Raw genomic sequence first — 12,465 nt, 5'->3', positions numbered from 1 at the left:
TTTATTTATTTTTCATATATATAATAATTGTAGTATTAAGAATATAAATTGTCAAGGATAAAAAATAAATTCTAACTATCTCTGTATTCGTCCTGAAGCATCTCCGTTATAAACAGTCATAACCTCATCAACAGTTACAATATTAAAATCACCATCAATAGAATGTTTCAAACAGCTTGCAGCCGCAGCAAACTCTAATGCTTCTCTGTCATCTTTTCCATTTAAAAGTGAATATATAAGTCCGGCAGCAAAACTATCTCCGCCCCCTACCCTATCCACTATTTTTATTAAATACTCTTTTGAAAAGAAATACTCTTCTCCATTATAAAGCATACAAGACCATAGATTTTCACTTGCAGAAATTGAGCCTCTTAAAGCAATTCCAACTTTTTTTACTTTAAATCTATTTACTATTTCTTTAGCTACATCTTTATATCCTTCATGAGATAATTTACCCTCTATAATATTGCTGTCCTTTGCTTTAATACCAAATACTTTTTCAGCATCTTCTTCATTGGCAATACATATATCAACATAAGGCATTAATCTGCTCATAGTTTCATTAGCTTCTTTTGATGTCCATAATTTTTTTCTGTAATTCAAATCTAAACTAATTGTAATATTTTTTTCTTTAGCTTTTTTGCAAGCCTCAATACAGACTTCAGAAACATTTTTACCAAGTGCCGGAGTTATTCCCGTAAGGTGAAACCACTTAGCTTCATCAAAAATTTTATCCCAATCAAAATCTTCTTTAGTACACTTAGATATTGAGGAATTAGCCCTATCATATATAACTTTAGAACCTCTTTGACTTGCTCCTTTTTCAAGAAAGTATATCCCTATTCTTTCTCCGCCAAAAACTATATTCGATACATCAACACCATATCTTCTTAACTCATTAATACAGGCTTGACCTATATCATTATTAGGAAGTTTAGTAACAAATGAAGCATCAACTCCAAAATTAGACAAAGCAAAAGCAACATTAGCCTCGCCTCCTCCGAATCTTACATCATAAGAATTAGCCTGTACAAACCTTAAATTTGAAGGAGGAGAAAGCCTTAACATTATTTCCCCAAAAGTAATTACTGAAGCCATATAAAAATCCTTTGCTTTTATCACATAATTAACATAATTCAATTAACATAATAGTACATTATATTTATAATTATTTCAATAAAATTCTATAAATAAAAAAGAAAGGAAATAAGAATTCCTCTCTTTTTTAATGCTCTTATATAATATTAAATTAAAATATTCTTATAGCAGTTTTATCAGGCGGAGTATAAAAATCTTTTTGATTAGTAAGCCATCTTAGATTAAATCTTCTAAATACAATATTATAAAGATCATTACCTGAATTTTGAGGCAAGTTTGATTGTCCACCCTGTTCCTCACTAAGAGTAACTATTGTACCGTCATTTAATCTTGCCAATGCAGCATATCCAGCTCTTCCAGAATTTAAAACTCTTTGTTTTTCCCAAGAAGCACCTTCATCATAACTTATAAAAGCAGTTAGGTTTCTTCTATCTGTATTAGAATCCAATGCTAAATGTATAAGCCTATTCTTATCATATCCCTCTAATGTAGAAGTAAATAAAATACCTTCTGCATTACAATTAGCATCATAAAAATTTCCAGTAGGTGTAAATTCTTCCCAATCAGCTCCCAAATCAGCTTTAGATCTAAACCATACCCTTCTATTGCCTCTTTGTCCTGAGCGTACAGATAATAAAATTCTTCTGTCATTTAATTGAGTAATAACTTTAGGTTCATCTTGTGCACCTGATTTTCTTTTAACTATACTTCTAACCGTCCAAGTATTGCCATTATCAGTAGAAACTATAACAGCAGCTGCTCTTGTATTATTATTCACTCCTTTTCTTATAAGCATAGCCCCCATCAAAGTGCCATTAGCAAGTCTTGCTCCAGTACCCGAAGCTGCAAATCCTCTGTCATAACCAGACAATAGACCCTGTCCAAAACCATTAACATTTCCTTCAGCAAGTTTCCAATCACTCCAAGTAATTCCATCATCTGTACTCCTTGATATCATAATTTTAGATTTACCGCCTATATTTTGAGCATATCCTCCGCCTGCAACACATAAAACTACTAAATCACCATTAGCACATGAAAAAAATAGTGAATCCCCATGAGATTCTAAATTATTATTAGCAATTGGAGGAATAATTATCTCAGATCCCCAGCTTTTACCGCCGTCTGTACTTCTTCTTACAACAATATCTATAGGCTTTGAATTAATAACACCAACATCAGAATAACTGTCTTTTCTATAATCCGCAACTGCTATTATTGTATTTTTTTCTGAAACTGTTATTCCAGGTATTCTATATATATGTTTAGGACTATTTTCACTATTATTATTTACCTCACTTGTAAAAATTATAGTCTGCTCCATGAAAGGTTCAATTTGTTCTTCAGGCTCTAAAAACCATTCAGGTTCATCTTCTCCAATATCAGGATATTCTATAGGAGTTATTGCTACCTCTTCCTCTGTATTTGCACTGATGACTTTATCATCCGGATAAAAAGGATTTAACCTTTTAGAACATGAAATTATACCGAACATTAAAAATGCAATCAGTATACAAAATAACAAAATAAAAAGATTGATTTTCATTTTTTTACATACCTTTCCAATAATAGATAATAGACTTGTTTCAAAACTCAATTTCTTAATACTTATAGTTTTTTAATTTAATATTTTTTTAATTATAGTTGGGGCTTTGCCCCAAACCCCACTTCTTTTGGTGGCCCAAAGAAGCAAAAGGACTGCATATTTATATACTAAAATAATAATTTATACAACATATAAAACATTATTCTTCAATTGATAAATTATAAAAATTTTATATATAATTTTGTCAAGTAGTTTTGAAACAAGTCTAATATATTTTTCACAAATAAGTAACTAAAACATAACAAAATATAATAAAAAGTAAAGATTTTTTTTCAAAATATTTTTTTTATTGACTATAACAAAAAAATTATTAACATTATATAGTGATATGAGTAATTTTATTGGAGTTCACATGTTAAAAAAAAGAATATTTACATTAATTGTATTATTAATAATTATATGTAAGACAACATTTACACAAGTAAAAGGGGGTTTTGAAGCAATATTTAATGTTCCATTAGGTATGGGTATAACTATTATTCATAAAAATGTAGAAGTTCAAGGTAATCCTAAGGGTAAAGTCAATTTTCAAGGAGGTATAGAGGCAAATCTTGGGTATATGTTTCAAATAAAAGAAAAAATGGGATTTAGTTTATTAGGAGTGATGGGATACAGCTATACCGAAACTAAATATTCTAAATATAATGATACAGTAAGGTACAAATTTATAGATAATGATTTGTATTTTGGAATAATGCCTAAATTTAATTTTTATTCTTGTTCAATAGGATTAAATGTAGGATACAAAATTACATTAACTCCAAATTCTTCATATTACACGCCTGAAATAGGCAATATAGAAATAAAACATGATATATATGCAAGACTTTATATAAGAGCTGTATTTGATTATTCATTCTTTGTAGGTATAGATTCAGCAGTTAATTTAGGTTTTTATATAGGATACGACTTTGGAAATTATTGGTCTCAAACAAGCAGATACTTAAATGTTGTAGAAAATGAAACATTCGGCAATGTGGATATTGGAATACAATTTGGATATAGATACGGACCTAAATTCTAATAATAAATAAAAAAGCCTGAATCCTAACTGAATACAGGCTTTATTTTATACAAAATATATTAATTATACTGACATATTATTATTGAATGTTATCCTTTTATTTTCTTCAACAGACTCTAAAACTATACAGTTAGCTCCTATAATAGTATTAGCACCTATAGTGGTATTTCCGCCAAATATTGAAGCATTAGCATATATTGTAACATAATCACATACTGTAGGATGTCTTTTCTGACCTTCCAAAGATCTGCCATTAGTCAATGATAATGCTCCCAATGTAACACCCTGATATATTTTTACATGATTGCCAATAATAGTAGTTTCACCTATAACAATGCCTGTTCCATGATCTATAAAGAAATAATCGCCTATTTTAGCTCCAGGATGAATATCTATACCTGTTTTTGAATGAGCAAATTCGGATATAGTTCTAGCTATTAAATATTCATTTTGTTTATAAAATATATGTGCTATTCTATAATGAAATATCGCTCTGAATCCAGGATATGTAAATATTATCTCATCATAAGATTTTGAAGCAGGATCTGACTGATAAAAAAACTCTAAATCATGTTCTAAACTTACAACAATATCATCAAGCTGCTCTATAAAATCTAGTAAAGAAGAATCATTAGTAACTATTTTCATATAAAGTTTGGCTATATTTTTTTTGATAATATCCCTATTAGGACTTTCTCTAAAAAAATTAGGAAACGCATAATCTCTTATAAGTTTAACTATATCCCTAATATCCTTTTGATTAGGAAGTTCATTAAAAGTCTTTAATTTCATAAAAGTACACCATTAATTCCAAGAATATCTTTCACCCGTATCAGGCAATATACAAAGCATTTTTATTTTTTTATCATTACCGGTAATTTGCTTAGAAAAATCTATGGCAGCATAAACACTAGCTCCTGAGGATATTCCTACAAATAAACCTTCATTTTCACATAATTCTCTTGCTGTATTTATAGCATTATCATTAGAAACATCTATTATTTTTTCTATTACACTTAAATCCAAAATTTCCGGCACAAAATTAGCACCTATTCCCTGTATTTTATGAGGAGCAGCATGGCCTTTAGTTAAAAGAGGCGAAGATTCTGGCTCTACTCCAATAACTTTTGCATTCTTATTATTATCTTTTATATATTTTCCTATTCCTGTAGCCGTACCGCCTGTTCCAATTCCAGAAAATATATAATTTACATCATCAATATCTTTAAATATTTCAGAGGCTGTTGTAAGATAATGAGCCATAACATTAGATTTATTAGTAAATTGACCCGGTATAATAGAATCAGGAATTTCTTCTTTTAATTGATTAGCTCTTTCAACTGCAACATTCATTCCTCCATCAACCAATTCTAATTTTGCCCCATAATCTCTTATTAATTTTCTTCTCTCTTCAGACATCGATGAAGGCATAACTATTATAACATTAAGTTTTAAATATCTTCCAATAGCAGCCATAGCAATACCAGTATTTCCTGAAGTAGGCTCTATTATAGTAGAACCTTCTTTTAGCTTACCTTCTTTAATTAGGTCTGTTAATATTTGTTTTACTGCTCTATCTTTTACTGATCCTGCCGGATTAACCTTCTCTACTTTTCCATACAATTCTATATTACTGTCTAAATTGAATTTTGTTTCAATATTTTTCAACCTTACTATTGGAGTATTTCCTATCATATCAAGTATATTATTATAAATCATATTAATGCTCCTTAATAATATTATAATGCCTATTAGTATATATCAATGTACTAATAAAAACAATACACTATAACATCAAATTAATCATTTAATATTTTTAATAATTTCTTTCAAAACTTTCCATATTGTATCAACCGAAGATATACTTAAATATTCTTTAGGTGTATGAACATTATAAATATTAGGTCCCATACTAATAACATCAACATCTTTTAACGCTTTCTTTAATATACCGCATTCCAAACCAACATGTACAGAAGATACAGAAACATCTTTACCTGTAACTGTTTTATATGCTTTTACAGCTATATCTCTTACTTTTGAATTAGGGTCATACTCCCAAGCGGGATATCCATCTTGATATATAAAATTAGAATTTGTCATCGAAGATAAAGCCTTAACTCTTAATACTATTTCATCTGATGAACTTTCTACTGAACTTCTAATAAAGATATTAAATGTCAATTTATTATTTTTTTCTTTAAGAACACCATTATTAGCACTTGTCTGTACTAAGCCTTCTATATCTTTACTCATATAAAAAACTCCGTCAGGAGATAGCATCATAAAATTTATAACATTATTAGTTAATTCTTTTTTATAGCATTCTTCTACATTTTCAGTATTTGAAACAAATATCTGCATATTAGGGTCCGCAATTCTATATTCAAATTTTATATTTTTAGAAAGCTCTTCTATAATATTTTTTACTTTATTTGTATCTTCTGCCGTAACAATAGCATAAGCATTTTTAGCTATAGCATTATGAACAGAACCGCCATCTATATATGCAATATTTATATAATCTTTCACAGAATACAAAACTCTTCCTAATATTTTTATAGCATTGGCTCTTTGTTTATTAATCTCCATACCAGAATGTCCGCCTTTAAGTCCTGTAACCTCTATCTTTAATGCAGGATAATTATTTGCCTCTCTCTCTATATTAAATTCAGATATAGCATTAATACCGCCTGCACTGCTTACCCAAAGAATACCTTCAGCTTCAGAATCTAAATTAATAAGTGTTTTACCATTTAAATGCTCATCTGTAACAGAAAATGCCCCAGACATACCATCTTCTTCATCGGATGTAATTAGAACTTCTAAAGCAGGATGAGGTATATCTTTAGAATCAAGCAATGCAAGACCATAAGCAACAGCGATTCCGTCATCTGCCCCCAAAGTAGTATCATTTGCCCTTAAAACATCTCCTTCTACTATTAATTCTAAAGGATCTTTATCAAAATCATGTTTAGACTCATTAGTTTTTTCGCAAACCATGTCCATATGTCCCTGTATAATAACAGGTGCTATATTTTCATATCCTTTTGATGCTTCTTTCTTAATTATTACATTATTTTCTTTATTCTGATATACTTCTAAATTTCTATCTTTAGCAAATTGCACTAAAAAATCACTTATCTGCTTTTCATGTTTAGATCTTCTAGGTATTTTACTTATTTCAGCAAACCATCTGAAAACTTCTTTAGAATCAAGATTATCAAAATTATTTAAAAACATATAAACTTCCTCCAAAAACTACTATAATAACAAAATTCAGTTATTAATCTATATTTATATACAATAAAAAACAAGGGATTTTTTCTCCCTTGTTTTATAAATAATAAAATATAATCAACTTTTAATTTTTATCATTTTCTAAATAAGCATAGAAAAATTTATGTTTGCCCAAAACATCATACTGCACATCTTTCAAATTAGGATTAACAAGTACAGGCAAAGTATAGAAATATAGAGGTATAATAGGCATTTCCGACATAAACAAATCTTCTGCCTTATGAAGTATAGGCATTCTTACATTATTATCCCCTGTAGAAGATGCCTCGTTAAGCAAAGCATCGAACTCTGTATTATTATAACCTTCTACATTTTGAGCACTATGACTTAAGAACATACCTAAAAATGTCATAGGATCATCATAATCTCCAACCCAAGCATTTCTAGCAATTAGATAAGACTTATCTAAACGAGTTTGCTGAAATACTGCCCATTCTTCACTTGATATTGTACTGTCTATTCCTAAATTATTTTTCCACATCTGCTGAACAGCTTCAAATATAGAAGTATGTTCTCCTGGATTAGTTTTAAAATCTAATACAGGAAACCCTTGACCATCAGGATATCCTGCTTCCGACAATAATTTTTTAGCTTCTTCTACATTTTTTGTATAATCTTCTCGTTTTACACTATAATAATCACCGCCATTAGTTCTAAAACTACCATTAACATCTGATATCAATCCCGGTACAAGTGCTGCTGCTGGTATCTGTCCGCCTCTTGTAACCTGCTCTACTATATAATTTCTATCTATAGCCAAAGATAATGCTTTACGAACTCTTACATCTTTTAAAACATCATTAGTATTATTCAAACTATAATAATAAAGAGCTAAATATGGTTTTATTTGCAAATATCCTTCCTCTTTTAAAGAATCCATATCCTGAGTAGGAACTCTGTCAGAAAAATATATAGAACCTTCTTTAATGCCGGCTACTACTGAAGTTCCATTATCCATTAGAATAAATACTAACTTTTTAGGAACTATAGTTGAAACATTCCAATAATTAGTATTGACTTCCATAACTATTCTGTCATCAATAGATCTTTCAGTCATTTTGAAAGGACCATTTCCTATATAAGTTTCAGGATTCATAGTCCAAGTATCAGGATTAGCTTCTATAATATCCTCTCTTAAAGGAAAATAAACAGGATAAGCCATAAGCTGATCGAAATATGGAGTAGGAGCTTCCAATATTACCTCTAAAGTATTATCATCTAAAGCTGCAACTCCCAATGAATCAACAGGCATTTCTCCTGCTGTAATCTTTTTAGCATTTTTTAAAGGCTCCATCTGATAACTATAATTAGCAGCTGTTTTTGGATCTGCTGCTCTTCTCCAACTATAAACAAAATCATTTGCTGTTACAGGCTTTCCATCTGACCATTTAGCATTACTTCTAATATGAAATACATATTTAGTTCCGTTATCGCTAATATCCCAGCTTTCAGCAACTCCTCCTACTATCCTGCCGTCTTTATCCTTATTAGCAAGCCCTTCAAAAGCATGTATTATATACATACTTCCGTCTATTGCTGAATTCAATGTCGGATCTATTGTTTGAGGCTCTGGCCCAACATTGAGTCTCAATACTCCTTCTTCATATTTAGAATTTCCGCCTCCGCAAGAAATAGAGAATATAAATATAACTATAGAAAAAATTGCATATTTTAATAATTTAACCATAAAATAGATCTCCAAAAAAATAGTTTATATATTCTATCACAGCATAAAATTTCAGTCAATGACATAGATATTATTTACATTTATTAAATTTAATAAAATATACATTTGTATTAAATAATTAAAAGTCATAATATATATTGTAAATTTTTTTAATAGATGTTATAATATAACTTAATACAGTAATATCATTTTTAGAAATCATAAAAATATAATATTACTAACTTTTGTAATAATTTTAAGGTTAATTTTATTAAAACAAATTTAAATTAAATTTTAAGGAGTTAAAAATGGAAAAGAAAAAAGAATTTAAAGTTGCAGTTGCAGGATACGGACATGTTGGAAAAGACACAGTAAAAACTATTATAGAAAATAATTCTATAATGGAAAAAAGAACCGGAATAAAATTAACCATTAAAACCATTTTTAGCAGAAATATTGATAAAGTAAAAGATGATAAATTTTTAGATAAAATTGAAATAAAAACAAAAGATTTAAATGATATTTTAAATGATAATGATATTGATATAGTTATAGAAGTACTTGGCGGAATGGATACAGCAAAAGAACTTCTTATGAAGACAAATAAACCTGTAGTTACAGCTAATAAAGCACTTCTTGCTAATTGTTTTGGTGAACTTATAAAAAATAGAAAAACAGATATAGCTTTTGAGGCTTCTGTTGCAGGTGCTATACCTATAATAAAGGCTATGAAAGAGAGTTTAGTTTCTGACAGAATGGAAAATGTTTATGGCATATTAAATGGAACTTGCAATTACATTTTAACTAATATGACAAAAAATAATTTAGATTTTAAGGATGTTCTTAAAGATGCTCAAGATAAAGGATATGCTGAAGCTGATCCAACATTTGATATTGATGGAATAGATACCGCTCATAAATTATGCATACTTTCATCTATAGCTTTCTGCAGTGTTATAAGTTTCGATAAGATATTTATAAGAGGTATAAGAAATATTATATTAGATGATATTGTTTTTGCTTCAGAGCTTGGGCTTACTATTAAATTAATAGCAGAAGCTGCATTAGATAATAATGATAATGCTTATATATATGTCATACCTACATTACTTAATGCTGATAATATGCTTTCAAATGTTGATTATGCTTTTAATGCTATAACTGTAGTTGGAGACCGCTCTGGAGATACTGTATTCTATGGTTCAGGAGCAGGAGGAAGACCTACAAGCAGTGCTATAGTTTCTGATGCTGTTACTTTGGCTAGAAATAGTTTAATTACTGATGAACTTAGAATACCAATACTTGGTTTTGTAGAAGAAAATAAAGAGCTTAAAGTAAAAGATTTCAAAGAAAAAAATGAAACTTTTTATGTAAGATTTAAATCAAATAATAATAATCTGCTTGCATTCAATGAGGCTTTTTATGATATTAATATTGAAAAAAGCGTAGAAAGAAATGGAAATTTAATGTTTGTTCTTAAAGATGTTAACATTAATTCTATAATTAAAGCAATAGAAAGTGTTGAAAAAATAGAGGATATATTTATAGCGAAAATAAAATAAGTTAAAATATATAAAAACAAATAATGTTATATAAAGATAATTATATATGCATTATTTGTTTTTTATTTTAAATCCGTACTTTATATTAATAATGAATATATTTTTTAATTTATTAACACATAATTTTTTTACTATATATTTTATTTAACGCACGTTAAATAAAATCTTAGTTTATAATTTAAATTGCAATTATTAATTAAGCTATATTCATAATTTTATTCACCGTGCGGGAGTATATATCATAAATTTAAAAAAAATTGGGCGGGCAGCTAAAATATGAGTTTATAATTTAAAAGAAAAATAATATTATAATTCTATAAAAAGCAGAAAGCCTATAGGGTGGGATTATAAAATAAATCAATAAGTATTAAAGTACAATTCTTTCACTCCCCTCTCTTCTTACTAATTTTTCTCTTTCTAATGCATTTAATATAGGAAGCACATATTTTCTTGAAAGTCCTGTCTTATCTCGTACAGATGATATAGTTATTATATCATTAGTTTTTGTATTTTGCATAATAATTTTTTTTATTCTATTATAAACATCTATATGGTAATATATACCATCATCAAGATACACAGCTTTTTTTGATAATGATAATACTTTTATATCTTTCATTCCATTAGTAAATGTTTTTATAATTTTTTCATCTAATCCGTTTAAATCTTCTTTTTTCAATTTTTCTAATAATAATTTCTGAGAATTATTCAAATCAATGTTTTCACTATATTTTTTATATATGTTATTAAAAGGCATTATTATTTTATTTTCAACTGAATAAGCTATGAATACTTTTGTAAATGAATTATTAATATTTAAATAATTTCTTATATCTTCAAAACTTATACCCTCTTTTTTATTTTCTATTAGATTTTTTAACTTTTCTAATGAACTATTTAAATAATCCTTTTTAACAAAGAAATTTGCAGCTTTAATAGCATAATCAGGCATCTCTCCCTTAGCTTCACAATAACCATTAACCGACATAAATAAATCATTATATTTTTCTCTTTTTACTTCTCCCAAAAACTCACTAGCATTATCAATAATTCTTTTTCTAATAAAAGGAGTAGTTTTTTCTCCCCAAAATATATTGCCTGCTGCTATTATACTGCTTCCACCTTGGCTTATTAATATTCCTCTTTCTTTCCAAAATACCGATATAAGCTCATTAAATTTTAATCTTATAAATCTGCTGTCTATTTCTTTATTATTTTTATTATATTTGTCAGCATTATCATTTGAATATGTTTTATAAATAGGTATTATTTGTGCAATCAAGCATTCCGTACCTACAGCAAATTCCGCATTCTTTATTTTTTTAAGATATTGTGCATCGTTTGTATTTATAAGTTCTAATATTATTTCATCTGTTGAAAATATTTTTTCTTCTTTACAGCATAATAAATGACCTCTTCTTATTTCTTCTTTTTTTATATTTTTTATATTTAAAGATATTCTTGAAGAAGGATAAACAATTTCTTTATTTTCATGATAGGATTGAATATTTCTTATTAAAATTTCTTTTCTGCTTGGATAATGTATTAAAGTATCATCTATTTTTATATTACCGCCTCTAAGACTTCCTGTAACAGTAAGTCCTGCTCCTTTTATAGAAAATACTCTGTCTACATAAACATGAGTCTTTATATCATCTTCATATTTTTCATTTGATAATATATTAGTTATTCTCTCTTTTAAATAGTCTATATTAGTACCATTTAAGGCTGATACTTTTACTATTTCTATATCTTTATTGAATATTCTATAAAGATTTTTTTTAATATCTTCTTCATTTTCTTTTAATTTATTATCATCAACTAAATCAATTTTATTAATTACGCATATTATATTTCTTATGCCAAGAGATAAAGCCACTTTAGCATGCTCTTCAGTCATATTCATCCAACCTTCATTGGCACAAACTACAAGCATAACTAAATCCAAACTCCACATACCAGCAACCATATTTCTTATAAATCTCTCATGTCCTGGTACATCTATTACACCTATTGTAATATCATCATTAGGCTTAAAAAATCCAAAACCTAAATCTATGGTCATCTCTCTTTTCTTTTCCTCTGGTAAACGCATCATAGCGATACCTGTAAGTGATTTAATTAATTCTGATTTACCATGGTCAACATGGCCTGCTGTCCCTATAATTCTATTCATATGAAGCTCCTACTATTACTATGTCACATGTAA

9 protein-coding genes are annotated in these 12,465 nt (G+C 28.1%); 2 read left to right on the top strand and 7 right to left on the bottom strand.

All coding sequences use genetic code 11. From position 1 onward, the window contains the following. Positions 1 to 75: 75 nt before the first annotated feature. On the bottom strand, positions 76 to 1,098 hold the full coding sequence (locus A966_RS09980) for a sugar kinase (RefSeq protein ID WP_008725167.1): 1,023 nt from the start codon (positions 1,096 to 1,098) through the stop codon (positions 76 to 78). 151 nt (positions 1,099 to 1,249) lie between these two features. Continuing rightward, on the bottom strand, positions 1,250 to 2,644 hold the full coding sequence (locus tag A966_RS09975) for a sialidase family protein (RefSeq protein WP_198643178.1): 1,395 nt from the start codon (positions 2,642 to 2,644) through the stop codon (positions 1,250 to 1,252). 412 nt (positions 2,645 to 3,056) lie between these two features. Here A966_RS09975 and A966_RS09970 point away from each other — a divergent pair, with 412 nt between their 5' ends. Continuing rightward, on the top strand, positions 3,057 to 3,728 hold the full coding sequence (locus A966_RS09970) for a hypothetical protein (protein ID WP_008725165.1): 672 nt from the start codon (positions 3,057 to 3,059) through the stop codon (positions 3,726 to 3,728). A 63-nt stretch (positions 3,729 to 3,791) separates the two neighbouring features. On the opposite strand, the gene epsC is transcribed toward A966_RS09970, so the two are convergent. From epsC to A966_RS09950, 4 genes are all read right to left on the bottom strand, one after another. Next, positions 3,792 to 4,520, bottom strand: a complete 729-nt coding sequence (gene epsC, locus A966_RS09965) for a serine O-acetyltransferase EpsC (protein WP_008725164.1) — start codon at positions 4,518 to 4,520, stop codon at positions 3,792 to 3,794. A gap of 12 nt (positions 4,521 to 4,532) precedes the next feature. After that, on the bottom strand, positions 4,533 to 5,447 hold the full coding sequence (locus tag A966_RS09960) for a PLP-dependent cysteine synthase family protein (RefSeq protein ID WP_008725163.1): 915 nt from the start codon (positions 5,445 to 5,447) through the stop codon (positions 4,533 to 4,535). An 84-nt stretch (positions 5,448 to 5,531) separates the two neighbouring features. Next, positions 5,532 to 6,971, bottom strand: coding sequence for an aminoacyl-histidine dipeptidase (locus tag A966_RS09955; protein WP_008725162.1), 1,440 nt, complete (start codon positions 6,969 to 6,971; stop codon positions 5,532 to 5,534). A gap of 121 nt (positions 6,972 to 7,092) precedes the next feature. After that, entirely contained in the window at positions 7,093 to 8,715 is a 1,623-nt protein-coding gene (locus tag A966_RS09950) for a peptide ABC transporter substrate-binding protein (RefSeq protein WP_008725161.1), read from the bottom strand. A gap of 287 nt (positions 8,716 to 9,002) precedes the next feature. Between A966_RS09950 and A966_RS09945 the strand changes: the two genes are divergently transcribed. Further along, the gene (locus tag A966_RS09945) at positions 9,003 to 10,256 is read left to right on the top strand and encodes a homoserine dehydrogenase (RefSeq protein WP_008725160.1); all 1,254 of its coding nucleotides are present in this window, start codon (positions 9,003 to 9,005) and stop codon (positions 10,254 to 10,256) included. A 367-nt stretch (positions 10,257 to 10,623) separates the two neighbouring features. Here the strand turns inward: A966_RS09945 and selB are convergent, their stop codons facing one another. After that, positions 10,624 to 12,432: a selenocysteine-specific translation elongation factor gene (gene selB / locus A966_RS09940; RefSeq protein ID WP_008725159.1), complete on the bottom strand. Its 1,809-nt coding sequence runs from the start codon at positions 12,430 to 12,432 to the stop codon at positions 10,624 to 10,626. Positions 12,433 to 12,465: the final 33 nt, after the last annotated feature.

Origin of the sequence: Brachyspira hampsonii 30446, from assembly GCF_000316195.1 — a bacterium.
GTDB classification, from domain to species: domain Bacteria; phylum Spirochaetota; class Brachyspiria; order Brachyspirales; family Brachyspiraceae; genus Brachyspira; species Brachyspira hampsonii_C.
Note: the sequence above shows the minus strand (reverse complement) of the source record. Positions and strands in the feature narration are given on the sequence as shown.

Bases quoted from the DNA above. Each gene is read 5' to 3' on its own strand.
- A966_RS09980 (WP_008725167.1), bottom strand. From the start codon at position 1,098: ATGGCTTCAGTAATTACTTTTGGGGAAATAATGTTAAGGCTTTCTCCT.
- selB (WP_008725159.1), bottom strand. From the start codon at position 12,432: ATGAATAGAATTATAGGGACAGCAGGCCATGTTGACCATGGTAAATCA.
- A966_RS09960 (WP_008725163.1), bottom strand. From the start codon at position 5,447: ATGATTTATAATAATATACTTGATATGATAGGAAATACTCCAATAGTA.
- A966_RS09955 (WP_008725162.1), bottom strand. From the start codon at position 6,971: ATGTTTTTAAATAATTTTGATAATCTTGATTCTAAAGAAGTTTTCAGA.
- A966_RS09970 (WP_008725165.1), top strand. From the start codon at position 3,057: ATGTTAAAAAAAAGAATATTTACATTAATTGTATTATTAATAATTATA.
- A966_RS09975 (WP_198643178.1), bottom strand. From the start codon at position 2,644: ATGAAAATCAATCTTTTTATTTTGTTATTTTGTATACTGATTGCATTT.
- epsC (WP_008725164.1), bottom strand. From the start codon at position 4,520: ATGAAATTAAAGACTTTTAATGAACTTCCTAATCAAAAGGATATTAGG.
- A966_RS09945 (WP_008725160.1), top strand. From the start codon at position 9,003: ATGGAAAAGAAAAAAGAATTTAAAGTTGCAGTTGCAGGATACGGACAT.
- A966_RS09950 (WP_008725161.1), bottom strand. From the start codon at position 8,715: ATGGTTAAATTATTAAAATATGCAATTTTTTCTATAGTTATATTTATA.